We start from the raw sequence: 25,733 nt of genomic DNA, 5'->3' as shown, positions 1-25,733 counted from the left end.
ATCAAGCGGCGTGGCCGGGATGCCGTTCGCGGTACTCCTGGAGCGCTCGTCGAACGATGCCGGACTTGCCTTCCCTGTCGCGGCCGGCGGCCTGCTCCAACCACTCGAGCATGGCCGGCGGCAGCCTGAACGTCGCAGGTCGCATGACCTGCATACCGTGCTCGTCCACCTGCACCATCGGTTCGGTCGCTGGTTCGGCCGCCGCCACCAGAGCGCTGGTGTCGTTGTTCAGGAACCAGTCGCCGATTTCCTCCTTGGTCATCGCGGCAAAGTCCGGTAGGTCACTCATCGCTGCTCCTCTCCAGCCAAGCCTCGAACTCGGCACCGCTCATTGGCTTCGCCCGGGCCACCCGCCACACGAACGAGTCGTCATCTCGAAAGAGCAGCACACCAACGGCCCGGCGCTCCGCCGTCACCGAATAGACCGCGAGCACGTCCTTGTCGATGGTGATCCGCAGCTGACGATGCGACGGCGCTTCCAACGCCTCGGCGACCTCTGCGACGTTCACATCGATGAGCTTCGCCGTCGGTTCACCAGCCGCCGGCATCCGCCACACCAACACACCCACCCCCGCAGCGTATGACATGTATGACGCGGACCGCTAGCCATCGAGGGAACTCGGGCGTCGATGGCCGCTGGGGCGAGCGCCGGTCCGCTCGCGGGGCAACAGAATTTCGCTATGTCGGTACGGTATTGACGATGTTGGCTGACGCGTTCGTGACCCGAGGTCGGCGCGGTCGCGCGCCGGATCACAGCATTTACGTGCCGGGCCCGCTCACCGACTCGATCGCGGTCCTCGGCCAGGTCGTCGGCGCCGTCGAGAACTTCCTGGGTGATCATGGCTAGCTCGGTCCAGCCGGTCGGTGACGTGCGGGTGCTCGGTGAGTCGCGGATCTGGCCGGCGGTCGCGATACCCGGCGCGATCGCGATCGTGCTGGTCGCCGTGGCGGCGGTGTTCCGCCTCTTCTCCTGGTGGGCGACCGGCGCCGTCGTGGCTTCGCTCGTCATCGCGCTCACCCGCCGGTGGAACGCCGTGCTCGGCGACGACGTCGGGCTACTTGTCCGGAGCCGCGGTGGCCTGACCCGCTCGTACGCCTGGACCGAGATCGAGCGCATCGAATGGGTGGACGGCGGAATGTGGGGCAGCACGCTTCAGGTCTGTCCCCGCGGTGGTCCCTACGACGTGCCGGGCCCCAACTCCGCGACCACGGTCGCCCGCATCTGGCGCCCGCGGCGTCGCCGCCACCCGGACCCGCTGCCAGAGCTGCGGCAGCGCCACGGGATCAAATCGATGACCGACAGCAGCTAGAGGCACGCGGCGAACCCAGCGCGGGTCAGCTCGCCGGGCCGCCCGTCGTGACCGCGGTGTCGGCGTAGAGCTGGACGCGCACGATGCGGCCGTCCGCGACGCTGAAGAGCCACAGGTTCTCGAAGACCACCGCCTTGCCGGTCGCCTTGGGCACGGCCGTGTTGGTGAGGCGGGCGATGATGTGGTCGTCGGCCGCGATGACGTCCTCGACGGTGATGTCGAACGACTCCCAGACCGGGTTGGCGGCCGGGCTCTTCGAGAAGAACTCGTCGAAGGCCGTGCGGCCGGTGAACTCGCCGCCGTAGGGCAGGGTGTCCGGCAGCCTCAGCACGACGTCGTCGCTGAGCATCGGCAGGATCGGGCTCCGGTCGGCGTCCTCGAACAACCTCGTGACGGCGTACGCCAGCTCGGCGCTGCTGTAGGAACCGCGCTCGTCGACAAAGGGCATGACTTCTCCTCGCGCGCCTCAGATGGCCGGATGCAGGTCGCGGACCGGGCTGCGCGACTCCAGCAGCGCGGCGGTGCACAGGATCGTCGACTCCGCGTGCCAGGTGGCGACGAGCTGCACGCCGATCGGCATGCCCTCGGACGTGGTGCCGAAGCGCATCGACAACGCCGGCAGGCCCGTCAGGTTGAACGGGACCGTCGTCGCGCTCACGTGGAACGCGTCCACCGTCTGACCATCCACTGTGATCTTCGTGAGCCCGTGCGCGTGCGCGGGGAAGGTCGTCACCGGCATCAGCAGCAGGTCGTAGCGCTGGAAGTAGTCGGCGAAGCCGTCCCGGAGCCGCTCGACACCCTCCTCGGCGTCGACGTAGTCCGCCACGGGCGTGTCGGGCGTGCCGAGCAAGGTCTTGGAGTACGTGAACATCTCGTCCTCGTGGCCGGCGGTGACCTCCCGGACCGGCGGCTTCATCTCCATCGCGTGCTGCCGCGTCCAGAGGTCGAGCGGGTTGTCGCGCTCCAGGGCCGGGATGTGCACGGCGTCGACCCGCATGCCCGCGTTCTGCAGGGCGTCGGCGGCCGCTCGCACCGTTGCCGCGACCTCGGTGTCGGTCGGACCGAGTCCCGAGTCGACGAGCCAGCCGACCCGGACCGGCGTGTTGCCGAGGCCGGCGTCGAACTCGCGTGGAACGTCGGAGAAGCCGTCGGCGCCGTCGGGACCCGCCAGGAAGGAGTACGCCAGTGCGAGGTCGCGGATCGAGCGGGCCAGCGGGCCGGCGTGCCAGTCGCGGCGGGGCTCCCGGGGCCAGACCCCAGTCATGGGTACGCGCCCGTGCGTCGCCTTGAGCGCGGCGATGCCGGTGTCGGCGGCCGGCCCGCGCAGCGAGATCGACAGGTCGCTGCCGAGCCCGATCGGCGACATGCCCGCCGCGATCGCCGCGGACTCCCCACCGCTCGAACCGCCCGGCGACCGATCGAGGTCCCACGGGTTGTTCGTCCGCCCGGTCAGAAGATTGTCGGACTCGATCCAGTACGAGAACTCCGGCAGGTTGGTCTTGCCCAGCAGGATCGCCCCGGCCTGCTTCATCCGCGCCACACTGGTCGCATCCGTTTCGGGTACGCGTCCCGCGAAGATCGGCGAACCACGCTGCGTGGCCACCCCGGCGGTGTCGAACGAGTCCTTGGCGGTGAACGGCACGCCGTGCAGCGGCCCCACCGCGGCGCCCGCCGCCAGCGTCTCGTCCGCGGCCCGGGCGGCGTCCAGCGCGCCGTCGGCCAGGGTGACGACGGCATTGGTCTTGCCGTCGACGGCCTCGATGCGGTCCAGGTGCGCCTGCACGACCTCGACGGACGAAACCTTCCGCGTACGGATCAACTCGGCGAGGGCGGTCGCGTCCTGGTAGGTGAGCTCGGTATTCATGATCGACTCCTCTCAAGATCCGTTCGTAGGTCTTAGATTACCGACATCATCTGAGCCGCGCGGCCGTTTAGATGAAATACATCATCTATGCTGGGCTCATGAGTCGGGTGTCGCAGGCACAGGCGCGCGAGAACCGCCGGCAGGTCGTCGAGACAGCCGCGCGGCTGTTCCGCGAGCGCGGCGTGGCCCAGGTGAGCGTCGCCGACGTGATGGCTGGGGCGGGACTTACGCATGGTGGCTTCTACAAGCAGTTCACGTCGAAGGACGCCCTGGCCGTCGAGGCGCTGACCCGCGGGCTGGCCGAGGTGGCCGAGCGCCTGGCCAGGATCGCACAGCCGAGCGACCGAGCGGCCTTTCTGGACCACTACCTCTCGCCCGACCACCGCGACTCACCCGGCGCCGGCTGCCCGATCGCCGGCTTCGCCCGCGACCTACCGGGCGCCAACCCCGACCTCGTCACCACCTACGCCGACGGCGTCGAGTACTACGCGGACAAGCTGGGGGACCTGACGGCGGTGAGCACGGCCGTGGGCGCGCTGATCCTGGCGCGGGCGACCGCGGGCACCGACCTCAGCGACCGCATCCTGGCCGAGGCCGTCGCCGCGTTGACGAACGACTCCTGAACCAGGCGCCGTCGGCACGGCACGTCGCGCGTCGCTCGCACACCGCCTCGCGGCCCCGCCGCGACTGCTCCTGGGCGCGACGCGCGCCCCTGTGCCGCACCAGCCTTGCCACTTCGACCTGGTCAGCGTTGGGGTCGTGCGGAGCGGAGGTCGTGGACGCGCGGATGGGCGTCCAAGCCCAGCGGGATAGCGCTCCCCGGCGGCAGCCACTCCATATCCAGATCGAACTCGATCCGGTAGCCCGTTCCGTGCATCTCGCCTGCGGGCGTGGGGGGATGCAGCGGCCGCAGGTCGACGACCTCCTGCTCAAACGCTCGACCGCCGTACCAGGTCCGGCCGAGCACTCCGGCGCAGAAGGCGGCCGCCACACTGATCCGCCACTCCGGTGCTCTGGCGCCCTGTGGGAAGGTGAGCACGGTCGTGAGGTAGGACCGGCGCCTCGGAGCCCATTCGGCGCTCAGCGCCATCCCGTCCACCTCCAACACGAATCTGCCGCGGGACTCGATGGTCAGATTCCACCTGGCCGACTCGTCGGTGCCGTGGCATCGCGCGAACTCCTCGACGAGTTGCGTGACGATCGCGCCGGGCAGCCGCGGATCAGAGCGCCCGGCCGCGTCCACATACAGCTGCGGCCCCGTCCGGACCGCTTGGAGGGGGTCCTCGATCACCAGGATGTCGGCCGGGCCGGGGTCGTCGGGCATCGCCGACTGCGCCAGCTTGTGCCAGGCCGCCCAGTCGTCAGGCAGCCCGAGCGGCCGCAGCGTCGCGACGCGATGCTCCGCATTCCCTTGCCACAGCTCTGATCGAGCAGTCAGCCCCCGTGCGATCGTTTGCTGGGCCGACGTGATGGCCTCCGCCCGCGGCCACCCGCCGGGGAAGGCCACCCGAATGTACGGCGACAGTTCCGGGCAGGGTGATCGGCGGAACGCACGCTGAAGCGCGGCGTGAGCGGCCTCGCTGATCCGGCCGGGGTCGTCGACGCGTGCGCAGACAACCTCGGCGAGCGTCCAGCGGGGAGGTCCGACGAAGTACCGGAGCGCCGGCGAATCCCCGCCGTAGCCGAGCGCGCAGTCGAAAACGCGCGCCGACGACGCCAATCGTCGCAGGACTTCGGTCGCCGCCCGATCGCTGGCCAGCGCTGGTGCGAGAGCCGCGCAGCCACGTACCCCCGGATCCTCGTCTTCGAGCCAATCGCGCGGCTCACCACCGGACTCACCGATGCGCAGGAGCTCGACGCACAACCGCTTCTGCTCGGCCCTCGATCGCACCGAGCGAGGCTAACGAAGGTGATCAGCCGTCGCCAGGGGTGACGCGAGTCGGCGAGGCGACGGCCCGCGCCGACCCGCTCTGTCGCTGTCAGACCCGGCCGCTCTCCTCGACCGACCCCTCGCTGGTCAGCGGCATCTCCTCGTCGCCGGCCACCCGTCGCACTTCGATCTTCGACCCGCGGACCGCCGGGATCCGCCGGGCCCAGTCGACCGCCTCCTGCTTCGAGCCCACATCGAGCAGGAAGTAGCCGCCGAACAGTTCCCTGGTCTCGCCGTACGGACCGTCGGTGACCACCGGGGTCTCGCCGCTGAAGTCGACCACCACGCCGTCGCTCGGCTCGTCCAGGCCCTCGGCCGCGACGAACACGCCGGCCTCGACCAGCTCCTCGATGTAGTGGTAGGTCGCGGCCGCCAACTCCTGGAACCCGGCCTTGATTGCCGCGTTCGACTCGTCGGTGCCCCGCATGATCAGCATGTACTTCGGCATCGCGGTTCTCCTCCTCGGCGAGGCCGCCTCTCGGCTCTCACCCCCACAGGTCGAACGAGCGAGCCGCCGATCGACACGGTCACGAGACAGATCTTCCTCCGCGGCGGGGCCGGAGGTCACCAGCTAGCCGGGCTCGGTGAACAGCGACAGCTGCTGCGCGAGGTGCGCCTCTACGTGTTCCGAGAGGAAATGGGTGTAGTACCGGGCGTCGTGCACCTCGGGCAGCTCGTAATCAGCCACGTCCTGGTGGAGCCGCACGAGGAAACCTTTCAGCCGAGTCCTGTACTCGTCGATGAACTCGAGCAGCTGCTGCAGTTGGCGATCGTCGGTCGGCCGGGCCTCCCGCATGCGGAAGCCCTCGGCTTCCGTGATCCTGCCCTGCAGGAAGACCGTCAGGCGGATCTTGTACTCGTGAACGAACCGCTCCAGGCCCGCGGGTGCCGGCCGGACGCTCGGCAACTGCCGAAGTTGTTGCTGGAAGAAGGCCACCAGCCGGGTCCTGAACTCGCGCTCGAACTGCCTCATGTCCTGGATGACCACCCTGGCTTCCACGGTCAGGTCGGTGACGCTGACGTCGACTGGCTCATGCCGGTTTCCGAAGTTGGTGAGCACGGTCGAGTTGGCGACGTTTCTGGCGAGTGCTATCTCGTCGGTGAACCCCGTGCCTCGCTGTTGCGGCTCGGGCAGGCCGCGCACGTGCTGGTGGTGTCGGACCGAGCGGTACAGATCGCGCAGCGACAGCAGCTCGGGCGCACCGGCCACCCCGTTGCGCAACAAACCCAAGAGCGCTCCGGTGAACGCGGTGTGCCGCTCGCCGGGCTTCGCGATGGCCGTCACGTTCTTCCCGACCGAGGTGAGGGTGTAGGAGCCCGAGATCTCCGTCTGCCCCGCGACCAGGGACGACGGGTCCGCCATCGCCTCGATCGCACGTCCCGAGAAGCAACAGTCGAGGATCAGGATGCGGTGCCGGGCCGGGCTGTTCGCGAGCGCTTTGCGCACCAGACTGAACGAGAGAGCGGTGTACGCGACGTATTCCGGCATGGTCTGGCCGAGCGCAAGGTAGAGCTCGCCGCCATCCATCGGAATGCCGTGACCCGAGTAGTAGACCAGCAGGACGTCGGTCGCTTTCTGCGCCGCCACCTCGATGGTGATGCCGACATCGGGCAGGCGGGGCTGCGGAACGAAATGCGCGTGCTCGGTCCGAAGACCGCACAACGTCGGGTCGGTGAGCGTCGCGTACAGGTCGATCAGGTTGTTGGTCACCGCCGGCAGGTCATGCAGTGCGCCGCTGTCATAGGTGGCGCTGCCGATGAGCACGACCTGCGACTCCTCAGCCCTGGGCAGGCGCATCCGCTCGTTCTCCGTCGGCGTTGCCCAGTGCCTCGGCGATGACCTGGTGCGCGTCGGCGAAGTTGCTGGCGTCGACCTCCACCGTGCGGCCGGTTCTCGTCACCGAGACCCGGATCTTGACTCTTGGCGCGCGGTGCCGCGCCCACGCCGTCACGGCGCTCGCGAAAGCGGTGACGGCACCCCCCGAACTCAGCGCCACCACGAGGCTGTCGGACAGGGCGCCCATCTCGTCGGGCGCCGGAACAACCGCTCCCTTGTGGACGCGCCCGCGGAGCGAATCTTCGGAGGTGAGCCATTCGTGAAGCGATTCGAGGTCGTCGACAGCGCCATCGACGATGGAGATCTCTACAGTCACTCGGTTCCGCCCATCGGTCAACACGGAATCACGCCGGTGGAAGTCTACTGAGGTCGGCGATACCTGACCTCATTCACCCGTTAGGGTCGCTGGCCGCGCTGGGCTGTGGGTGAGGGCGAGCAAGGTGAGTCGCTCGGCGGTCGCGCTTCCTGGCACCGGTGAGAAGAGGGCGAGGATCTGCGATCGGTCCTCGTCGACGAGGAACTGGCAGTCGAACTCCAGCAGGCCGACCTGCGGGTGCCGGATCCGCTTCCGGCGACGGCGCATGACGGCGACGTCGTGCAGGTCCCACAGCGCCGCGAACTCCGCGCTGTCGGCGAGCAGCAACGAGACCAGTGACCGGGCCCGGGCGTCGTCGCGGCGGGTGACCGTGGCCCGCCCACTGGGCGCGGGCCGTCCTGGACCGCGGCGACAACCTCGCCGCCGTCGCCCGCGACGCCGCAACGCTGAAGCCGCTCGTCGACCGCTACGGCGACCGCGTGCTGGCGCTCGCGCTCGACGTCACCGACCGCGCCGCGGTCGACGCGGCCGTCGACCAGGCCGAGCGGCGCTTCGGCGGCATCGACCTGCTGGTCAACAATGCCGGCCACATGCTCGTCGGCGCGGTGGAGGAAGTCGGCGCCGATCAGGCCCGCGCGCAGATGGACGTCAACTATTTCGGCGCGCTCTGGACGACCCAAGCCGTGTTGCCCGGCATGCGCCGGCGCCGCCGTGGCCGGATCATGCAGGTCTCCTCCCTCGGAGGCCTGGTCGCCCACCCGACGCTGGGCATCTACCAGGCTTCGAAATGGGCACTCGAAGCGATGAGCCAGGCGCTCGCCGCCGAGGTCGCGGCGTATGACATCCACGTCACGCTGATCGAACCGGTCATGTTCCCCACCGACCTCATCGCCGCCTCGCCGCAGACCACCCCCGACCCGGCGTACGCGCACGCCCGTGAAGCCCTCTGGACCGGCGTGGCCGGCTCCGGCTTCGAGCCCGGGGACCCCGAAGCCACCGGCCGCGCGCTGCTCGCCCTCGCCGACGCGCCCAACCCACCGCTGCGAGTGCTCTTCGGCACCAAGGGACTGGACGAGGTGCGCACCGAGTACGCCGGCCGTCTCGCCGGTCTCGAAGCATGGGAGCACATCTCCCGCCTCGCCCAAGGCGGATCCCGTACGGTGTGAGCCGTGGGTTGGGAGGCGCTCGGGCAGTGGGGTGACGACGCCGCTCGGGTCGAACCGCTGACGGGCGGAGTCGCCAACGACGTGTGGCGCCTGCGCGTCGACGGGCGGCCGGCGGTCGGCCGGCTCGGCACTGGGAGCGACGCCGATCTCGCGTGGGAGACCGAGCTTCTCCGATTCCTTGACCGTCAGGGTCTGAGTGTTCCGGTGCCGATGCCCACTGTGGATGGCCGGCTGTTCGTCGACGGCCTGGTGGTGATGACCTATGTGGAGGGTGTACCGCCCGAGACACACGCGGACTGGCAGCGGGTTGCCGAGGCGCTCCGCGAGCTGCACCGGTTGACGCGCGGCTGGCCCCAGCGCCCGGGTTGGCGTTCGTCGACCGACCTCCTGCACGCCGAGACCGGGACGAAGGTCGACCTCAACGCGATGCCCGCCGAGGGCGTCGCGCGATGCCGGGCGGCGTGGGCACGGCTCACCGGACGTCCGACCTGCGTCGTCCACGGCGACCCCAACAACCTCGGCAACGTACGCATGACCCCTGATCGGGTCGCCCTGATCGACTGGGACGAGGCGCATGTCGACGTGCCCGACCTCGATCTCGTGCTGCCCGACAACGCCGCGGGACTCGACGACGAGGCGTGGGACATCGCCGCGCAGGCGTCGGCCGCCTGGGAAGCCGCCGTCTGCTGGGACGACGAGTTCTCGGTCAAGCGGCTCGCCGAGGTCCGACCGGTCTGACAACGCTGGACCTCAACCGGGGTTGAGGTGCTTCACTGCTGTCCATGGATCTTGACGGTCTGCGCGTCGCCATCACCGGCGCCGCTCGCGGCACGGGTCGACTGCTGGCCGAGGCGTTCGCCGCACGCGGTGCCCACGTCTTCCTCTCGGCCCGCGACGGGGCGGCGGCGCAGCGGGTGGCGGACGCCATCGGCCCGGCTCGAGCCGAAGCATTCGTGTGCGACCTCGCGGCACCAGACTCGGTGCGCGGTTTCGCCGCGGCCGTGGCCGAGCGGACGAGCCACCTGGACGTGCTGATCAACAACGGCGCTGCGTACGTCGACGGCGACGACCTGGCCGAAGCCTCCGACGACACGATCGAGGGCGTCCTGGCGGCCGGCGGCACCGGCACCGTGCTGCTGACGAAGCACCTGCTGCCGCTGCTGCGCGCCTCGTCCCGGCCCGACATCGTCAACATGATCTCCGCGTGCGGCGAGGTGGGCCATCGCCGTTCGGGTGCGCATCCGGCCTTCTACGCGGCCAAGCACGCCCACGCCGGGCTTGCCGAGATCCTGTCGCACCGGCTCCGGCCGGAAGGGATCCGCGTCATCTCCCTGTTCCCGCCGGACTTCGTCCAGGACGGACCGCGGCGGTCGGACAGCGACCTCACCGCGCAGTCGGTGATCGACTGCGTCATGTTCGCGGTGGGCCAACCCCGGGACTGCTTCATCCGCGAGTTCCGCTTCGAGCAGGTACGAGCCGGCTGAGGTGGCTGGGTTGTCGGGGCGTCGGCTCAGCGAGCTCGGCATCGCTCGTACCGCGAACTGGTCGCGGGGCTGCTCGGGTGGTCTCGCGGGATGCGAGCAGCATCGGTAGCGTTCGTCGGATGAGCCATCTCGTGGAGATCGTGCTGGATTGCCGTCATGCGTCGAGCCTGGCGCGGTTCTGGGAGGTCGCGCTTGGTTGGCGGATCCGGCCCTACGACGAGGCCGAGGTTGCCCGGCTCGCATCCCTGGGCCTGACACCGGAGACCGATCCGACGGTGGCCATCGACTCCCCGGACGGTTCCCTGGTCTTCTTCCTTCAAGAGGTTCCCGAGCCCAAGACCGTGAAGAACCGCATGCATGTCGATGTCCGGCTCCGGGACGAGGCTCATCTGGAGCAACTCGTCCGGCTGGGCGCCACGGTGTTGTCCGAGCATGACGGCTGGCGGGTCCTGGCCGATCCGGAAGGCAACGAGTTCTGCGCTCGCCATGGTGGGCTGGTGTAGAAAGGTGCCGTGGCACAATCGGGCGGTCTGGGACACGCAGGTGCTCGGGTCATGCGGTGGTTCGCGTCAGGAACCCGCGGAGCTCGCGGTTGAACAGTTCGGGCGCCTCGACCGGGCTGACATGTCCGACGCCGGGCAGGACGACCAACTCGGATCCGGTTATCGCGGTGTGGAGCGCGTGCGCGACGGCCAGCGGCGCGCGGGTGTCGTGATCGCCGTAGAGCAGCAGGGTGGGTACATCCACGGTGCCGAGAACGTCGCGGAGGTCCGCTTCGGCCGACGCCCACGTCATGGCGCGGAACCCGGCCGGGCTGAACGCTCGCACGCTCGCGCCGAACGCGGCGACGGCCTCGGCCGGCGCGGACGCTGAGAACATCGATGACAGCATCGCCTCGACGAACTGGTCCGGCGGGAGGTCCGCCCGATCGAGGCTGACGCGCAGCCGTTCGCCGACGGCGTCGGCGGGCAATGAACCGGCCCAACCGGCGTACGCGCCGGCGAGCACCAGGCGTCGCGGGACAACCGCTCGTCGGCGGAAAAGTTCGAGAGCCACGATCCCGCCGAAGGACAATCCCACCAGGTGCAATGGGTCGAGCCGCAGTGCGCGAACGAACGCCGCCAGACAGTCCGCGTAGTCATTGGCCCGGAAGGAGGCCGGCGGAAGCGACGACTGGCCGGAGCCGGGGGCGTCCCAGGCCACGACGGTGAACTCGTCGGACAGATCATCCAGCTGGGCGGACCAGGTGGACCGGCCGTCACCGATGAACCCGTGCAACAGAAGGATCGTCGGCCCCGACCCTGCCCGTTCATAGCAGATTCGCAGCCCTTCGACATCCACGTGCTCCATTGCGGCTCCGATCGCGCACATCGTGGCTGCGGCAAACTTGCATGCCGATGCAGGCTGTCAGTATGGGCCGCGCATCTGAGCCGGTGCACCGCCGGGCGGTGGCTTGGTCCTCGGGATCTGATACTGACGAATTCAGCAGGGACCCTGCAGCCGAACGGAGTACCCAATGGCGACGCGAGTGATCGCATTCGACGTTAACGAGACACTGCTCGACCTCAGCGCGCTCGACCGCCCGTTCGAAGAGGCGCTTGGTAGTGCGGCGCTCCGCCGCCAATGGTTCTCGCAGATGCTGCAGCTCGCCTTCGTCGGCGGCCTCACCGCGCGGCCGGGCTGACGGGCGACCCGCCCGGGCCGCCCGGTTCAGTCCGGCCGTCTGCTCAGGTAAGCCTCATCCGCGGGCGGCGAGCCTGAATTGTTGGTTGGTTTGTCCGTGGCAGTCGTAGAGCTGGATCTGGGCGCCGTTGGCGGTGCTCCAGACGTCGAGGCAGCGTCCGGATTGGACGCCGGTGATGGTGCCGTTGGTGTTGATGTTCCATTGCTGGTTGGTCTGGTTGTGGCAGGTGTAGATCTGGACGGCGGCGCCGTTGCCGGAGCCGGCGGCGTCGAGGCACATGTTGGCGTACACCCGTAGTTGTTTGGTGGAGGTGTAGGTCCATGCTTGGTTGGGTTGTTTGTTGCAGTCCCAGAGGTGGACGCGGGTGCCGTTGGACTGGGAGGCGTTGGGGACGTCGACGCATCGACCGGACTGGGTTCCGACGATCTCGGATGCGGTGCTGGGCGGGACGCTCGGGGTCGGGCCCGGCGTCGTAGGCGAAGCGGTGGGCGTGCCCGGCGCTGTCGGCAGGAGCGGACACGTGCTGCGATAGGTGACCACGCCGCTGGAGTCCAGCAGCGGGCAGAGGAACTGGCTGTAGCGGGTGTCGTTGTCGATGAACATCTTCACGAAGGGCAGCATGGTCCGGATCATCACCGGGTTCGACCGTCCGACCATGAACCCGTGGTCCGCCCCCGCCACCTCCAGGTAGACGCTCTCCGTCGTCGTCGGGAGGCTGTTGTACAGGCCGGTGGCGTAGGACGGGGTGACCACCGTGTCCGCCTGCCCAGCGAAGATCATGGTGGGCACCCGGTCATTGGCCAGGTTCGACGACGGTGAGTACGGCGCGATGCCGACCACCGCCTTCAAGGACGGGCGCCGGATGGCCGCGCTCAGCGCTCCACCGCCACCCATCGAGTGACCGGAGACGGCCAACCGGTTGGGGTCGACCCGGTCCCGTACCGGGCTCTGTTGCGTCAGGTAGTCCAACGCGGCGAGCAGCTGGGTGCCGCGGGCCGTGTCGAAGTCGTTGCGACTGTTGGTCTCGATGCCGATCACGACGAAGCCGTGCGATGCCAGCCACGGCCCCATCCAGGCCAGTTCGGCGGAGAACAAGGCCGTGTAGCCCGGCGAGATCGCGATGGCCCCGAAGGTGCCCTGGCTGGTGTCGGTGGGGTAGTAGATCCGACCGCCGTTGAAGCCGTACCCGGTCGGGACGCTGACCGACGCGGTGGCGAACGGGCCGTTCACGGCCGCGACGCTGGCGCGGGTGGGGTCTGGGCCCCGCTGGTACGGGTTGTCGGCTGCCGAGGCCGACCCGGTCGTAACGGAGATGGTGAACAACCCGACGGCCGCCGCGATCGCCGTGACGAGCGTGAGCGTGTGTTTTCGCACTGTCCGTACCTCCTGGATGAGGTGGGTGAAGGGGCGGGCGGGCTCGGTTCTCCACCGGGGCGGCCCGCCCCGTCGGATGCTCAGCGTTGGAGCGTCAGCAGGCCCGGTCGGTACGGCAGAAGGCCGTAGTCGCCGCCGGAGGTGGGGGACCGCCCCTGGTAGAGCAACTGGAGGTTGCAGGCGTCGACGGTCATGGTCTGGTCGGCGTTGGCGCGGATCAGCTCGCCGTGGCTGATGTCGTTGGTCCAGGTGGCGCCGCTGTTGGCCTTGCCGGCGAACGGGTTGCTCTCGGACGTGGCCTGCGGTGTCCACGTGCCGCCCAGGCTGGTCGCCGTGAACGACCGGAAGTAGCGGCCGTTGGCCCCGATGGCCTCGACGAGCATGAGATACCGGTTCTCGCCCTGAAGCTTGTAGACCTGAACCCCTTCGAACAGGTTGTTCGTCGAGTCGGTCATGATCGTCGTGTAGTTCGATCCGAAGCTGCCCGGGAAGTTCCCGATCGGCATGCTGGCCCGGTAGATCCGGCCGTTGTCACCGGCGAAGAACAGGTACATGTTCTGGTCGTCACCGATGAGCGCCTGGTCGATCGGGCCGGTGCTCGAGTTGGAGATGCTGCCGGTGAACAGCGTCTGCGCCGACGACCAGCTGTTCACATTGGACGGGTTGGTCGACGTGCGGTACGAGAAGGCCGGCCCGCCCCACTGGTAGGCCAGGACCCAGACGTTGCGCGGTGCGAAGTAGAACAACGACGGTGCGACAGCCGCGAACGGCATCTGGTTCTGCGCCGCCGACCCCATCTGGTTCCAGCTCGAGAAGAGACCGAAGTTCATCGAGCCCCAGGTCGTACCCGTGTCGTGTGTCGTCGCGTAGACGAGCTGCTGCCCGTTGTACGGCGCGTGGGTGAAGTCCTTCAGCGAGACCCACCCCGACCTCGGCTGGGCCAGGGCGCCCGTCGACGACCATCGGTAGGTCGACGGAAGAGCGCATGTGCCGGTCGGCGGCGGGGTCGTCGTGGGTGGCGGATCGGTGGGACCGCCGAGCGCGGCGAGCCTGAATTGTTGGTTGGTTTGTCCGTGGCAGTCGTAGAGCTGGATCTGGGCGCCGTTGGCGGTGCTCCAGACGTCGAGGCAGCGTCCGGATTGGACGCCGGTGATGGTGCCGTTGGTGTTGATGTTCCATTGCTGGTTGGTCTGGTTGTGGCAGGTGTAGATCTGGACGGCGGCGCCGTTGCCGGAGCCGGCGGCGTCGAGGCACATGTTGGCGTACACCCGTAGTTGTTTGGTGGAGGTGTAGGTCCATGCTTGGTTGGGTTGTTTGTTGCAGTCCCAGAGGTGGACGCGGGTGCCGTTGGACTGGGAGGCGTTGGGGACGTCGACGCATCGACCGGACTGGGTTCCGACGATCTCGGATGCGGTGCTGGGCGGGACGCTCGGGGTCGGGCCCGGCGTCGTAGGCGTGGGCGAGGGGCCGGGGCCGGCGCTGTTCAGCGCGTCCAGGGTGGCGGTGTAGGCGGCCTTCTTGGTGCCATTGCACTCGAAGAGCAGCGGCGTGCCGCCGGAGCGCCACGAGTCACAGTCGCGCACACCCCACACCGTGATGCCGTTGCAGCGCGAGACGGCCAGACAGTCGTTGACCACGCTGCGGTAGGTGTTGGCCTGCGTCGTCCCCGAGCCCTCGATGTCGAGCTCGGTGATCTGCACGTCGACGCCGAGCGCGGCGAAGCTGGACAGCGTCGTGCGGTAGTTGCTGTTGTAGGGCGAGTTGGCGTTGAAGTGCGACTGGAACCCGACGCAGTCGATCGGCACGCCGCGCTGCTTGAAGTCGCGCACCATGGTGTAGACGGCCTGGGTCTTGGCCCAGGTCCAGTTGTCGGTGTTGTAGTCGTTGTAACAGAGCTTCGCGTTCGGGTCCGCCGCGTCGGCGGCGCGGAACGCGGCCTCGATCCAGTCGTTGCCGGTGCGCTGCAGGTTCGAGTTGCGCCGAGCGCCGCTGTTGCCGTCGTCGTACGCCTCGTTCACCACGTCCCATGCGACGACCTTGCCCCGGTAGTAGGTGGCCACCCGGGTGACGTGGTTGAGCATCGCCTGGCGCAGCGCGGAGCCCTCCATGCCCTGCATCCAGCCCGGCTGCTGCGAGTGCCAGGCCAGCGTGTGGCCCCGCACCTGCCAACCCCGGCTGAGGGCGTGGTTGACGATCCGGTCGGCGTTGCCGAACGTGAAGTTGTTCTGCTGCGGCTCCGTGGCGTCGATCTTCATCTCGTTCTCGGGCGTGACGCTGTTGAACTCGCGGTTCAGGATCGTCGTGTACGCGCTGTCGCCGAGCTTGCCGGCGGCGACGGCGGCGCCGAAGTACCGCCCGGACTGGGCCGCGGCCGCGCCGAGTGTGGTCTCTGCGGCCTGGGCGAGATTGGGCAGCAAGGACACGACGAGCGCCGCGATTATCGCCGCTGTTCCGGATAAGAAAAGGGCTCGGAGCCGATGCCCCGAGGGCCGGGGTCGGGTTCGGGAACTCATGCTGACCCTCCAACATGGATGAGTGTCACACTAGGCGTTCGAGCGGCGCACGTGCCCGGCCGTGCGTCACCCACGTGGCTGCGGCTGCCCAGGCCGGCCCGGATGTCGATGTGAGCGCTAACATCGATAGATAGGCCTGTATGCTCGCAGAAAGTTCCAGGGTTTTCAAGCGATAGTTTCAGCTCGATGCCGATAGTTTCGGCCAGGCGGTCAGGGGCGCGGCGAGTCCGAGATGCGTCAGCGGGCGACTGTGGCGCGATGTGAGCCACGTCGACGTGTCGCGCCTGCCTCGGATTGGCGAGCGTCGTCCGGTGTGCCGCGGTTGCGACCGAACCATCGCCGGTGCCACCAGGCGTCCTTCCGCGGCTCGCCCTTCTGCGTCTGGCCGCCTTCCTCGGCTGGCGTGTCACCCGTGCCAGCGGGCGCGGTCCTTTCGGCCGCATCCTCGCCGCCGGTGACGCGTCGCCAGACCACCTCCCAGCGTGCCAGGTCGACGCTGCCGCCCCCGGCTTGCTCGACGATCCGTCGCACCACGGCCCAGGTGGGCGGCCGGCGACCGGTGAGCACCTCCCACTCAGGGCTGCCGCTGCGTCCCGCCTCGTGCGAGTCGGCACTACGGGTCCGCCACGCATCGAGGTCGAGACGCTTCTCCATCGCCAGGTCCACAAGAGACGTGACCAGATCCTGCATGTGTACGGCGTGCGCCAGGCTCGGCGGAACAGCCACGGCCTCATCCATAGTGGACTGAGTGTGCGGTTGCTGGTTGCGGTGGGCGATTCGATGCAGCGCCCGGCACTCGCGTACGTCCTCCTGGGTCACCGCGCGGCCAAGTTTCGCCAGCGCGCCGAGGAATCGCTCGACCGACGACCAGCTCTGGTAGCTGCCGTTAGCCGTGGTCGACAAGGCACGGTGGTCGGTCTGCGCGGCCTTGCCCATGGCCCGGTACGAGATGTCGCGGCCCTTGAGCAGACGGAGTTTCTCGGCGAGGAGCTTCGCCGGCCGGTGGTCAGGAATCGGCAACGGGCGACGGCCGGCCATCACATCACCCGTTCTCTCGCGCGATCAAGGGCAGCCACTGTGGACACCTCCCTGGACGGGCTGCGCCGCCGCGTCGCCGGTATCGCTCGCGGCTGCGCCAGCCACCTCTGAGGTTCAAGGCCCGCGTCCCGCCGGCCAGGCGGTCGGCCAGGGTGACCAGCCGTCCGCCAACGAAACGCTCAGGGCAGCGTATGCACCTCAGTTGGCGCAATTCGCCGAAAGCCCCGTTTAGGTGACATGATTTGCCGGCAGTCGGTCGCCTAGGTGCGGTTAATCATCTGATTTGCAGCCATTCACATTGACCCACGCGGTAAGGATGTGTGCGTGACATCCGGCGTCATGACCCTTGCTGACGGCAGGCCGTTGAGTTGGCATGAGTTCGGGGACCCGGACGGATACCCGGTTCTTTACACGGCAGGGACGCCGGTATCGGGCCTCGGCGGAGCCTGCTACGACGAGAGCGCGCGGACGGCCGGCCTGCGGTGGATCTCCCCGGACAAGCCCGGCTACGGCGCCTCGGGTCACCAGCGGAAGCGCAGCCTCGCCGGCTGGAGTGACGACCTTCTCGCGCTGGCCGCTCATCTCGGCCTGGACCGGTTCGCGCTGGCGGGGGAGTCCGGCGGCGCCCCGTTCACCTTGGCCGCCGCGCGTCAGCTCGCCGACCGGGTCGATGTTGTCGCGCTCATCGCCGCGGGGGGACCGATGGGCCCGGCCGAGCGAGTCGGCATGACGGCGAAGGCCCGCGTCATGAATTGGCTCGCCCGGAATGTGCCTGCGCTCAACACTTTCCGTGTCGCAGCGATGCGTCGGGAACTGCTCAGCCCGAAGAGGCGCCAGCGTGCCCTGCGCGAAGCGATGGCGGCCGCACCGGATGCCGCGCACGCCGCTGCCGCGCGCATCGAGTTCGAGGCCGTCGCTGACGCGTTGCGGCAGGGAACCCGCGCCACGGTGCAGGAGCTCGCCCTGATCAAGCGCGCGTGGACGTTTCCGCTCAGCGAGGTGGTTACACCCGTGCATCTGTGGCACGGCGCCCGTGACCGCAACGCGCCGATCGCCTTCGCCCGTCGGCTGGCGCGCGAACTACCGAACGCCACCCTGCACATCAGCGACTCGTCGGGGCACAATGTCGGCCTCGACCGCGGCGGCGAGGTCATGTCTGTGCTTGCCTCGTACGTCAGATAAAGCGCGGCGAGCTGAGGCCCGCCGTTTCGGCTGAACCGAGTAGACCTAGTTGCCGGGACCGAAGACCGCGGGCACGTACTCGGCGAGCGTCAGCATCACGCTGGAACCGGCCAAACCTTCTCTTCGTGACGTAAGCCGCGTTTCGCTGCGCCGACCGCGGGTACGCGGCCATTGCGGTCCCCACCAGGGGCGGAAGTGTGTCATGAATCTTGGTGGGGCACAGCGCTGGCGGTAACCGTGGGGTGCCCGGAAGGCAGCACCGGCTTCGCGCCACGCTCATGCTCGGTCGAATGGCCGCGCGGCCAGCGCGAAAAGCCCCAGCAACCGTCGGGGCGACCACTCATCGGCGTCGCGCCGAGGCCTTGTGAGCAAGCTCGGCCGCGCTGGCAAGTCTGCCGCGGTCGGCGCCTTCGCGCGCTCCGCCGGCAGGATCGGCGACCGCCTCACCGAACGGGCGGCGTCGATGCGGGGTTCCGGAGGGGACGACAGGTGAGCCAGGGTACGAACGGTAACGGAAACGGTTCAATCGGCGGCAAGTTGGTCGCGGGCCTGCGGGACTTCGCGGGCGCGCTCACGGACAGACTCACCGACTACGCCTCCAGCGACTACGCCTCCAGCGACGACGGCGGTTCCCGCAGTGGCAGGGAGTCCATCGATGAGGGCGGCTCGCTGGAAAACGCGGCTACGGACGACGGCGTGATGGGCTCCCAGGACGACCGCGCTGACGACGGCAATCCGGAAGGCGGCGGCCAGGCCAAGGGTGAGAAGGCCAGGAACGAGTCAGCTCGGGACGACCAGACCGAGGAGGACGAGTCGCCCGCCGAGGAACCAGCCACGGTGGCTGCCAGGGCTGCGACCGAGGTGGCGAGGGAGACGGCGGCCCGGGAGCTGACCAGGACCGCGACCGAGGTGGCGAGAGAGACGGCGGCTCGGGAGTCAGCCAGGACGGCTACCGAGGTGGCGAAGGAGACGGCGGCTCGGGAGTCGGCGAGGACCGCTGCTGAGGTGGCGAAGGAGACGGCGGCTCGGGAGTCGGCGAGGACCGCTGCTGAGGTGGCGAAGGAGACGGCGGCCCGGGAGTCGGCGAGGACTGCGACCGAGGTGGCGAGGGAGACGGCGGCTCGGCAGTCGGCCAGGACTGCGACCGAGGTGGCGAAGGAGACGGCGGCCCGGGAGTCGGCCAGGACTGCGACCGAGGTGGCGAAGGAGACGGCGGCCCGGGAGTCAGCCAGGACCGCGACCGAGGTGGCGAAGGAGACGGCGAGGGAGACGGCGGCCCAAGAGTCGGCGAGGACCGCTACCGACGTGGCGAAGAAGACGGCGGCCCGAGAGTCAGCCAGGACCGCGACCGAGGTGGCGAAGAAGACGGCGGCCCGAGAGTCAGCGAAGACCGCGACCCAGGTGGCAAAGAAGACGGCGAAGGAGACGGCGGCCCGAGAGTCGACCAGGACCGCGACCGAGGTGGCGAAGAAGACGGCGGCCCGAGAGTCGACCAGGACCGCGGCCGAGGTGGCGAAGAAGACGGCGGCCCGAGAGTCGACCAGGACCGCGGCCGAGGTGGCGAAGAAGACGGCGAAGGAGACGGCGGCTCGCGAGTCGACCAGGACCGCGGCCAAGGCGGCGAAGAAGACGGCGGCCCGAGAGTCGACCAGGACCGCGGCCAAGGCGGCGAAGAAGACGGCGGCCCGAGAGTCGACCAGAACCGCGGCCAAGACGGCGCCTCGAAAGTCGACCAGGACCGCGACCAAGGCGGCCAAGAAGACGGCGCCTCGAAAGGCCGCGAGAAGCGGTTAGCCGTCTACTCGTGGCCCGTTGCAGCCGGGCTCCTACCTCGGATGACGGGGACCGCCAGTGAAGGCGGTGGGTTCGGTCACCTCCGCCTATGGCTGTCCGCCGACCTCCACTGCCAGATCATCGACCACGGATCCGGCTTCGACCTTGGGCCTCCCAGCCGCCGACCCCTGGCCTGCGACCAGGCTCGCTCGTCCGCCCACCCGCCCGTGGACCGCCCGAATCTCGACGCGAGGCGGTCAGCGGGCATGCGGTGTGCCTTCCTGGGGAACGTTTGGGCCGCCCAGCGCCTTGGGTAGGCACGGATAAAGCGGAGGGGAGGCGTCGTGGACTTGCTGGTGTCGACGCGACGGGCGCCGCGCCACGTCGTGGTCGAGGTGCGGGGCGAACTCGACATGGATACGACCCCGCAGTTGCGCGCGGAACTGCAGCGCCTGGTCGACGCGGGTGACCGCGAGGTCGTCGTGGACCTGGGTGGCGTCCCGTTCATGGACTCCAGCGCGCTGGGCGACATCGTTCTGACTTTCACAGCGTTGCGGGATGTCGGCGGCCGGTTGTCCCTCGCCGCCGTCCAACGCCAAGTCGCGACCGTCCTCAAGATCACGTCGCTCGATTCGGTGATCGATATCTACGACACCGCCGAGGCCGCGGAAGCTGATGTGCCCCCTGCGGAGAGCGCGAGAGGGTAGTCAGTCGGACCAGGCGGCGCTGGCCCGCGCCTGGTCGGCGCCGCTGCTGCTGACCCGCTCCTCGCTGTGACCGCCGTGCCAGTCGAGGATCAGCAGGGTGGCGTCATCCGACAGCGTCCCTCCACTGACCTTGAGCACCGCATCGGCCAACGCACGCACCGCCTCCCGCGGGTGCAACCCAGCGATCGTCTGCAACAGCACGGTCAGGTCCAGGCTGGCGGCGCTCCGCTCCCGCACGCCGTCGGTCATCACCACCAACCTGTCTCCCCGTCGCAGCGTGAAGGCGCCGGCTTGAAACTCGGCCCGGGCGAACATACCCAGAGGGAAGTTTCCCGGAAGTGCGAGCGACTCGGTTGCGCCGGCGCGTACGAGCAGCGGTGGCAGATGGCCTGCGTTGAGCAGCGCGCACACTCCGGTACGCAGATCGACACGGCCCAGCACGGCTGTCATGTAGGCGCCTGGCACGGGAGCGTTCTGGGACACCGCGGCGTTGGCGGCGTCGGCCTGCTCGACAAGACCGGCCGACCGGCGGCGGCTGTTGCGCAGACTGCCGACCCCGAGGGTGGCGGTCAGCGCGCTGGTCACGCCGTGCCCCATCGCGTCGGTGACGCTGAAGTGCAGCACGTCACGGGCCAAGCTGTAGTCGAAGGTGTCCCCACCGATGCTGGCAGCCGGTTCCAGCCAGCCCGACAGACTGAACGCGCTCGCCTCACACGTGAACGAACCCGGCAGCAGGCGCCGCTGGATCTCCGCCGACAACGTGAACGGCGTCGTGCGCTGCCCCCACTCGAAAAGATCGGTGTACCGGCGGTTGGCGATCACGACGAACGCCAACACATGCGCCGTACGCGCGATCTCGTCCAGCACCCGCGGCTCCGGCTGGTCCGGCAGGTCCATCTCCAACAAACCGATGGCCTCACCACGGTCGGTCACCGGCGCCAGCACCGTCCACCGGCCCGGCCTGGCGAAGACCTGCACCGTCTGGGTGCGCAGCGCCTGCTCGGCCGGACCGCCGTCGAACGGCAGCACGGTGGCGACCTCTTCGCCGTCGCGACGGCCGGCGTCGCCACCGTCGAGCGGCACGTGCGCCAGCCGCACCAGCGCCCGCCCGCTCAGATCAGCGATCAAGAACGACACGGCACGTGCGCCCAGCGCCGCACCCAGCTCGCGCGTGACCGCCTCGACCGCCTCGACCGGCGACGCGTTCTCCGCCGCGGTCAGCAAGTCGGCCAAGACCGGCGTTCGAATGCCTTCCACGACCGCAGCCTACGAAACCCGCTCGATCACCGCCTACCCACGTCGCGGCTCAGCTCAGCGGCGTCGTCGGCTTGGACCTTGGCTGGGCCGCGACCATGCGCCTCGTCGCTGTCAACCTGGCAGAGCGGATCAGCGGGCAGACCATCATCCGCGTTGCTCGACTAAGGAATGCGTCGCCGGTCACCGAGTCCACCATGGACAAAATCGGACTCGCCGTCAGGGTCCGATGCTTCTCAGCAGAAGCAAGTGGCGCGCCGCCGGTCTGGGTGTTCTCCTGGTGAAGCCGTCGGATCCGTCCGGCCGGAACGTTTAGGCGTTCTTCTGTTGGGCAGAGGGGATCCCGTGGCGGGGGTGAACCGAGCGGGGACGTCAAGCGACGGCTACTCCCTGTTGCTATCGGCCACCTTCGACGGCAATTCCTGCAGCGCTGTGCGGCACGAGGTGCGAGCGTCCGCGGCGCGGAGCCGGTTGGACGGCGAGACACTCGACGACTTCATCACCGCGGTCAACGAGATCATGACCAACGTCGTGCGGCACGGCGGCGGGACCGGGAAGCTCCGCTTGTGGCGAAACGGGGACCTCGTGTGCCAGGTCATCGACCACGGACCTGGGTTCGATCCCACGCCTCACCTTCATCGCGAGCATCGGCCACAGCCCGCGGCGACCGGCGGGATGGGGTTGTGGCTGGCCCAGCAGACGAGTGACCACTTGACCATCGCAAGCGGGCCTGACGGGACTACGATCAATATCTACGGCTCGCTCGAGTCGGGAGGCAACACGTGATCGGCTCACGGCGCCGGCATCACAGGCACGTCACCTCGCCGATCCAGTCAGGAGCCACCCGGTGCTGACGACCACGGTGACACCAACGGCACGCGGCGCTGTCGTGCTGGTGGCCGGTGAACTCGACATGGATACCGCCCCGCAGCTTGCCACCTGTCTGGACGAACAGCGGGAACTGGGCCGTACCAACCTGATCATCGATCTTCAGGAACTGGACTTCTGCGACTCCCGTGGGATCGCCACACTGCTGACCGCCGCGAAGCGGTGCCAAGAGGCGGGCGGCTCCGTGCGACTGAACGGCGCAACCGGTTCGGTCGCCCGTGTCCTGGATATCACCGGCGTGGCGGAGCTCTTAGGCGAAGGCGCCATGCTCACCGCCTGGCCGGCACAGGCATCGGGCAAGCCCCGCCCGGCATCGGCAACCGATAGGTGAGCTAGCCGACCACGGCGGCACCGATGCGAACCATCACCGCCAGCAAGCGGCCAGACATCGCGCCGTGGCCCAGGCCGACCTGGCCGAAGCAGCGCAGGACGAGCGACGCGACACCTAAGTTGCCAACCGAAAGCGCGCCGCCGGCGCCGCGGTTGTCATTGACGTACCACAACGGTGCTCGGCATTCGGTCGACGCTGACCTGGCGATCGTCAGCGCGGCCTGGCGGTTGCCCAGCTAGCGTTTGCTGCCCTCAGTTCGAGCGCTGCTCGTTCTAGTGCGAGGAATCGTGCGCAGTTGTGGGCGGTACCCCTGGCAGGATTCGAACCTGCGCACCCGTCGCAACCGACCGGGGATCCGCCGGTTCGGACCAGATCATCATGGCGGCGACGTGGCGGTGCCCCACCGAGCGCCGCGGCGGGTTTTGAAGCGGAAGCCAGGGACGCCGAGCCGGCGAGCTCGGACCCAACGGCAACGTTGGGTCCGACCTCGCATACCGCGGCCAGCGCCCACCACACCGTGGGGCCTCCGGGGGTCGCCCCCGGAACAGGAATGACAAATCCCCACCCAGACCCTGGCCGCGCCAGCGGACAGGGTCTGGGCAGGGATTTGTGGGGTCGGCGGGACTCGAACCCGCACTGGAACGGACCTAAACCGTTTGCCTCCTGCCAATTGGGCTACGACCCCCGAAAGCCAAGCGCACAGGCCTTCGACATTCTGGCGTACGTGCGTACGGCCGGCTAGTCGAGGCCCAGGTCCCGCCGCAGCTTGGCGACGTGGCCCGTGGCCTTGACGTTGTAGAGGGCGCGGTCGATGCGGCCCTTTTCGTCGATCACGAACGTCGAGCGGATGACGCCGGTGATGGTGCGGCCGTAGGACTGCTTCTCGCCCCAGGCCCCGTACGCCGTCAGCACCTTCTTGTCCTCGTCGGAGAGGAGCGGGAAGGTCAGCGCGTCGCGTTCGCGGAACTTGGCCAGTTTCGCCGGCTTGTCGGGGGAGATGCCGATGACCTCGTAGCCCGCCGCCTGCAGGGACGCCAGCGAGTCGCGGAAGTCGCAGGCCTGCTTGGTGCAGCCGGGGGTCATCGCCGCCGGGTACGCGTAGAGCACCACCTTGCGGCCGCGCAGGTCGGCCAGCGTGACCGTGTCGCCGGTGTCGGTGGGCAGGGTGAAGTTCGGTGCCTCGTCGCCGGGGTTCAGGCGTTCCGTCATGCGCCCGACTCTACCGCCGGGGCTCCGTCGGGCTCGTCGTGCGCCGGCTGGCGGGCCGCCGGGACCGACGGCCGGTCGGCGGTGGCGCGCATCCGCAGGGCCGCGGCGCCCGCCACGCCGGCGCCCGCGGCGATCACGACGGCGATCAGGAGGCGACCAAGAGATCCAGTCCACGGTACGGGTACGACGCCGTTGCCGAAGGCGGCCGTGTTCGCGGCGCCGGCGAAGATGGCCACGCACACCCCGGCCAGCGCGAGCGCGAAGTCGGCGGCGGGGCGCCGGAGCAGCGCGTACACCGCTGCCGCGATGGCGGCCAGTCCGGTCAGGACCGGCCAGATCTGACCGGCGAACAGCCCTCGCACCAGCGCGCCGAAGCTGTCGTTGCCGGCGTCGACCTCACGTCCGACGGCGTAGACGAGCGCCGCCACGCCGGCGACGACCGACACGGACGCCAGCGCCGGCAGCACCCAGCCGACGGATCGGCGCGGCGCGGGGCCGGAGCGCACGGTCAGCGAGGCGACCAGCTCCCGCAGCCGCCCGACGAGGCCGAGCAGCGCGACCGCCAGGGCACCGACGACGGACCACGTCCACCACACACCGGGCGAGGGCGGCGGCACCCAGTCCAGCGTTCCGCGTGCCTCCAGCATGGTGACGCCGTCGGTGCGCAGCGGCACCACCCAGTCGCGGATGCGTTGCGGCCGGGACGGGTCGGCGGCCACCGACGGCGGTCGGGCCGACTGCATCCAGTGGGAGCGGTGGTCGTGCCAGCGGACCACCGGCACCGACGACGCCTTGCGCCACGCCGGCGGCAGGGTCGGGTCGGCGGTCGCCGGCAGCGTGGCCACCCCGGCCAGGGTGGCGTTGAGGTAGACGGCCGGGGAGTGCACGTTCTCGTAGACCCCGTCGGGCCGCACCTCGAGGTACGGCTCGTTGGAGTAGCCGAGCACCTCGACCGTCGTACCCGTGTGGTTGGTGAGCTCCAACCGGGCGCCGGCCTCGACCGCGCGGACCCGCAGGCCCGCGGCGGCCGGCGTCACCGACGTGACCGCGGTGCGGTAGTCGGTGCCGTCCGGCGCGTCACCGCCGTGCGCCCAGGCCGGCGCGGCCGACACCAGCACCGCCAGAACAGCGCCGACGCCGACCGCGAGGAAACGCATCAGGCCGCGTTCACGGCCGCGACGAGCGAGTCCGCCGTCGGGTTCTGGACGACCTTGTCGTTGACCAGGACGGTCGGTGTGCCGGACACGCCGGCCCGCGACGCCGCGTCGGTCACGGAGGCGACCCACGGCTCGAAGCGGCCCGAGTTGACGCACTGGCTGAAGCTGCCCTCGTCGATGCCGAGCCCGGTGCCGATCGAGATCAGCTGGCTGTCAGAAAGCCCCGCCGTGCCCTCGGCGGGCTGCTGTGCGTACAACGCGTTGTGGTAGTCCAAGAACTTGCCGGCGTCGGCGGCGCACCCGGCGGCGGCCGCCGAGCGGGTCGAGTACTCAGTGGTCGACGCGGGATCCAGGAACGCCACCGTGTTGTAGGTGACCGTGATCCGGCCCTGGTTGACCAGGTCGTTGATCGCGGACCCGCTGCTCTCCTCGAACTGCTTGCAGAACGGGCAGATGAAGTCCTCGTAGATCTTGACCTGGACGGGGCCGCTGCCGACCGTCGGACCGGTCGTCGTCGTGGCCGAGGCCGGCGCGACGAGCGGACCGGCGTCGGATCGCTGGCTCTGGTAGACCCCCCACCCGATCAGCCCGGCGATCACCAGTACGGCCACCGCGGCGATCGACACCCACATCGTGCGCTTGCGGCGGCGCTCCGCCGCGAGCTGCTTGCGGACGACCTTGGCCGCGCTCTTGCGGTCTTGACGCTTGCTCATATG

General features: G+C 69.3%; 30 protein-coding genes, 1 tRNA gene and 1 pseudogene. 13 read left to right on the top strand and 19 right to left on the bottom strand.

The window, feature by feature from the left end:
• Nucleotide 1: 1 nt before the first annotated feature.
• Nucleotides 2-289 (bottom strand): hypothetical protein, encoded by a 288-nt coding sequence (locus O7635_RS01845; protein ID WP_278078638.1) that lies wholly within the window; start codon nucleotides 287-289, stop codon nucleotides 2-4.
• Nucleotides 282-569 (bottom strand): hypothetical protein, encoded by a 288-nt coding sequence (locus O7635_RS01840; RefSeq protein WP_278078637.1) that lies wholly within the window; start codon nucleotides 567-569, stop codon nucleotides 282-284. Before O7635_RS01840 ends, O7635_RS01845 begins: the two co-directional genes overlap by 8 nt.
• Nucleotides 570-700: 131 nt before the next feature.
• On the opposite strand from O7635_RS01840, the gene O7635_RS01835 reads away from it, so the two are divergent.
• Nucleotides 701-847: a hypothetical protein gene (locus O7635_RS01835; RefSeq protein WP_278078636.1), complete on the top strand. Its 147-nt coding sequence runs from the start codon at nucleotides 701-703 to the stop codon at nucleotides 845-847.
• Complete coding sequence (locus O7635_RS01830) at nucleotides 840-1,310, top strand: hypothetical protein (RefSeq protein ID WP_278078635.1); 471 nt, start codon at nucleotides 840-842, stop codon at nucleotides 1,308-1,310. The genes O7635_RS01835 and O7635_RS01830 overlap by 8 nt, the downstream gene beginning before the upstream one ends.
• Nucleotides 1,311-1,335: 25 nt before the next feature.
• Here O7635_RS01830 and O7635_RS01825 read toward each other — a convergent pair whose 3' ends face one another.
• Complete coding sequence (locus O7635_RS01825; RefSeq protein ID WP_278078634.1) at nucleotides 1,336-1,758, bottom strand: nuclear transport factor 2 family protein; 423 nt, start codon at nucleotides 1,756-1,758, stop codon at nucleotides 1,336-1,338.
• 18 nt (nucleotides 1,759-1,776) lie between these two features.
• The gene (locus tag O7635_RS01820) at nucleotides 1,777-3,174 is read right to left on the bottom strand and encodes an amidase (protein ID WP_278078633.1); all 1,398 of its coding nucleotides are present in this window, start codon (nucleotides 3,172-3,174) and stop codon (nucleotides 1,777-1,779) included.
• Nucleotides 3,175-3,272: 98 nt separating this feature from the next.
• Between O7635_RS01820 and O7635_RS01815 the strand changes: the two genes are divergently transcribed.
• Entirely contained in the window at nucleotides 3,273-3,797 is a 525-nt protein-coding gene (locus tag O7635_RS01815) for a TetR family transcriptional regulator (RefSeq protein ID WP_278078632.1), read from the top strand.
• A gap of 122 nt (nucleotides 3,798-3,919) precedes the next feature.
• Here the strand turns inward: O7635_RS01815 and O7635_RS01810 are convergent, their stop codons facing one another.
• The 5 genes from O7635_RS01810 to O7635_RS01790 form a co-directional block, all read right to left on the bottom strand.
• Entirely contained in the window at nucleotides 3,920-5,065 is a 1,146-nt protein-coding gene (locus O7635_RS01810) for a hypothetical protein (protein ID WP_278078631.1), read from the bottom strand.
• Nucleotides 5,066-5,153: 88 nt separating this feature from the next.
• Nucleotides 5,154-5,552: a YciI family protein gene (locus tag O7635_RS01805; protein ID WP_278078630.1), complete on the bottom strand. Its 399-nt coding sequence runs from the start codon at nucleotides 5,550-5,552 to the stop codon at nucleotides 5,154-5,156.
• A gap of 123 nt (nucleotides 5,553-5,675) precedes the next feature.
• A complete protein-coding gene (locus tag O7635_RS01800) occupies nucleotides 5,676-6,869 on the bottom strand; it encodes a caspase family protein (protein ID WP_278078629.1) in 1,194 nt (397 codons plus the stop codon).
• Nucleotides 6,870-6,882: 13 nt separating this feature from the next.
• The gene (locus O7635_RS01795) at nucleotides 6,883-7,257 is read right to left on the bottom strand and encodes a hypothetical protein (protein ID WP_278078628.1); all 375 of its coding nucleotides are present in this window, start codon (nucleotides 7,255-7,257) and stop codon (nucleotides 6,883-6,885) included.
• 69 nt (nucleotides 7,258-7,326) lie between these two features.
• Nucleotides 7,327-7,701, bottom strand: coding sequence for a hypothetical protein (locus tag O7635_RS01790; protein ID WP_278078627.1), 375 nt, complete (start codon nucleotides 7,699-7,701; stop codon nucleotides 7,327-7,329).
• Between O7635_RS01790 and O7635_RS01785 the strand changes: the two are divergent.
• The 4 genes and pseudogenes from O7635_RS01785 to O7635_RS01770 all read left to right on the top strand — a co-directional run.
• A pseudogene (locus tag O7635_RS01785) lies at nucleotides 7,650-8,423 on the top strand (SDR family NAD(P)-dependent oxidoreductase); the annotation flags it as partial. The gene O7635_RS01790 and the pseudogene O7635_RS01785 overlap by 52 nt on opposite strands.
• Before the next feature lie 3 nt (nucleotides 8,424-8,426).
• Complete coding sequence (locus O7635_RS01780; RefSeq protein ID WP_278078626.1) at nucleotides 8,427-9,161, top strand: phosphotransferase; 735 nt, start codon at nucleotides 8,427-8,429, stop codon at nucleotides 9,159-9,161.
• A gap of 44 nt (nucleotides 9,162-9,205) precedes the next feature.
• On the top strand, nucleotides 9,206-9,907 hold the full coding sequence (locus tag O7635_RS01775) for an SDR family oxidoreductase (RefSeq protein WP_278078625.1): 702 nt from the start codon (nucleotides 9,206-9,208) through the stop codon (nucleotides 9,905-9,907).
• 119 nt (nucleotides 9,908-10,026) lie between these two features.
• Nucleotides 10,027-10,410: a VOC family protein gene (locus tag O7635_RS01770; protein WP_278078624.1), complete on the top strand. Its 384-nt coding sequence runs from the start codon at nucleotides 10,027-10,029 to the stop codon at nucleotides 10,408-10,410.
• A gap of 49 nt (nucleotides 10,411-10,459) precedes the next feature.
• Here the strand turns inward: O7635_RS01770 and O7635_RS01765 are convergent, their stop codons facing one another.
• Complete coding sequence (locus O7635_RS01765) at nucleotides 10,460-11,257, bottom strand: alpha/beta hydrolase (RefSeq protein ID WP_278078623.1); 798 nt, start codon at nucleotides 11,255-11,257, stop codon at nucleotides 10,460-10,462.
• A 166-nt stretch (nucleotides 11,258-11,423) separates the two neighbouring features.
• On the opposite strand from O7635_RS01765, the gene O7635_RS01760 reads away from it, so the two are divergent.
• The gene (locus O7635_RS01760) at nucleotides 11,424-11,591 is read left to right on the top strand and encodes a hypothetical protein (RefSeq protein WP_278078622.1); all 168 of its coding nucleotides are present in this window, start codon (nucleotides 11,424-11,426) and stop codon (nucleotides 11,589-11,591) included.
• A gap of 54 nt (nucleotides 11,592-11,645) precedes the next feature.
• Here O7635_RS01760 and O7635_RS01755 read toward each other — a convergent pair whose 3' ends face one another.
• The 3 genes from O7635_RS01755 to O7635_RS01745 all read right to left on the bottom strand — a co-directional run bounded on the left by O7635_RS01755 (nucleotide 11,646) and on the right by O7635_RS01745 (nucleotide 16,516).
• Complete coding sequence (locus O7635_RS01755) at nucleotides 11,646-12,965, bottom strand: ricin-type beta-trefoil lectin domain protein (protein ID WP_278078621.1); 1,320 nt, start codon at nucleotides 12,963-12,965, stop codon at nucleotides 11,646-11,648.
• Between the two features lie 80 nt (nucleotides 12,966-13,045).
• Nucleotides 13,046-15,388, bottom strand: a complete 2,343-nt coding sequence (locus tag O7635_RS01750) for a non-reducing end alpha-L-arabinofuranosidase family hydrolase (protein ID WP_347405255.1) — start codon at nucleotides 15,386-15,388, stop codon at nucleotides 13,046-13,048.
• 327 nt (nucleotides 15,389-15,715) lie between these two features.
• A complete protein-coding gene (locus O7635_RS01745) occupies nucleotides 15,716-16,516 on the bottom strand; it encodes a hypothetical protein (protein ID WP_278078620.1) in 801 nt (266 codons plus the stop codon).
• A 324-nt stretch (nucleotides 16,517-16,840) separates the two neighbouring features.
• On the opposite strand from O7635_RS01745, the gene O7635_RS01740 reads away from it, so the two are divergent.
• From O7635_RS01740 to O7635_RS01730, 3 genes are all read left to right on the top strand, one after another.
• The gene (locus O7635_RS01740; protein WP_278078619.1) at nucleotides 16,841-17,698 is read left to right on the top strand and encodes an alpha/beta hydrolase; all 858 of its coding nucleotides are present in this window, start codon (nucleotides 16,841-16,843) and stop codon (nucleotides 17,696-17,698) included.
• 489 nt (nucleotides 17,699-18,187) lie between these two features.
• Entirely contained in the window at nucleotides 18,188-19,492 is a 1,305-nt protein-coding gene (locus O7635_RS01735) for a hypothetical protein (protein ID WP_278078618.1), read from the top strand.
• A gap of 323 nt (nucleotides 19,493-19,815) precedes the next feature.
• Nucleotides 19,816-20,178: an STAS domain-containing protein gene (locus O7635_RS01730; RefSeq protein WP_278078617.1), complete on the top strand. Its 363-nt coding sequence runs from the start codon at nucleotides 19,816-19,818 to the stop codon at nucleotides 20,176-20,178.
• On the opposite strand, the gene O7635_RS01725 is transcribed toward O7635_RS01730, so the two are convergent.
• A complete protein-coding gene (locus O7635_RS01725; RefSeq protein ID WP_278078616.1) occupies nucleotides 20,179-21,435 on the bottom strand; it encodes a PP2C family protein-serine/threonine phosphatase in 1,257 nt (418 codons plus the stop codon).
• Nucleotides 21,436-21,777: 342 nt separating this feature from the next.
• On the opposite strand from O7635_RS01725, the gene O7635_RS01720 reads away from it, so the two are divergent.
• Nucleotides 21,778-22,218, top strand: coding sequence for an ATP-binding protein (locus tag O7635_RS01720; protein ID WP_278078615.1), 441 nt, complete (start codon nucleotides 21,778-21,780; stop codon nucleotides 22,216-22,218).
• A gap of 61 nt (nucleotides 22,219-22,279) precedes the next feature.
• Nucleotides 22,280-22,651 carry an STAS domain-containing protein gene (locus O7635_RS01715; RefSeq protein ID WP_278078614.1) on the top strand — a complete coding sequence of 124 codons (372 nt, stop codon included), beginning with the start codon at nucleotides 22,280-22,282 and terminating at the stop codon, nucleotides 22,649-22,651.
• A 1-nt stretch (nucleotide 22,652) separates the two neighbouring features.
• On the opposite strand, the gene O7635_RS01710 is transcribed toward O7635_RS01715, so the two are convergent.
• The 5 genes from O7635_RS01710 to O7635_RS01690 form a co-directional block, all read right to left on the bottom strand.
• Complete coding sequence (locus O7635_RS01710; protein WP_278078613.1) at nucleotides 22,653-22,823, bottom strand: hypothetical protein; 171 nt, start codon at nucleotides 22,821-22,823, stop codon at nucleotides 22,653-22,655.
• Nucleotides 22,824-23,261: 438 nt separating this feature from the next.
• Nucleotides 23,262-23,336: transfer RNA gene (locus O7635_RS01705), tRNA-Leu, on the bottom strand.
• A gap of 53 nt (nucleotides 23,337-23,389) precedes the next feature.
• Complete coding sequence (gene bcp, locus O7635_RS01700) at nucleotides 23,390-23,860, bottom strand: thioredoxin-dependent thiol peroxidase (protein ID WP_278078612.1); 471 nt, start codon at nucleotides 23,858-23,860, stop codon at nucleotides 23,390-23,392.
• Nucleotides 23,857-25,017, bottom strand: a complete 1,161-nt coding sequence (locus tag O7635_RS01695) for a hypothetical protein (RefSeq protein ID WP_278078611.1) — start codon at nucleotides 25,015-25,017, stop codon at nucleotides 23,857-23,859. The genes bcp and O7635_RS01695 overlap by 4 nt, the downstream gene beginning before the upstream one ends.
• Nucleotides 25,017-25,730, bottom strand: coding sequence for a thioredoxin domain-containing protein (locus O7635_RS01690; RefSeq protein WP_278078610.1), 714 nt, complete (start codon nucleotides 25,728-25,730; stop codon nucleotides 25,017-25,019). The genes O7635_RS01695 and O7635_RS01690 overlap by 1 nt, the downstream gene beginning before the upstream one ends.
• Between the last annotated feature and the right edge of the window lie 3 nt (nucleotides 25,731-25,733).

It is taken from the genome of Asanoa sp. WMMD1127 (assembly GCF_029626225.1).
Classification (GTDB): domain Bacteria; phylum Actinomycetota; class Actinomycetes; order Mycobacteriales; family Micromonosporaceae; genus Asanoa.
This window is presented reverse-complemented; position numbering and strand designations above follow the sequence as displayed.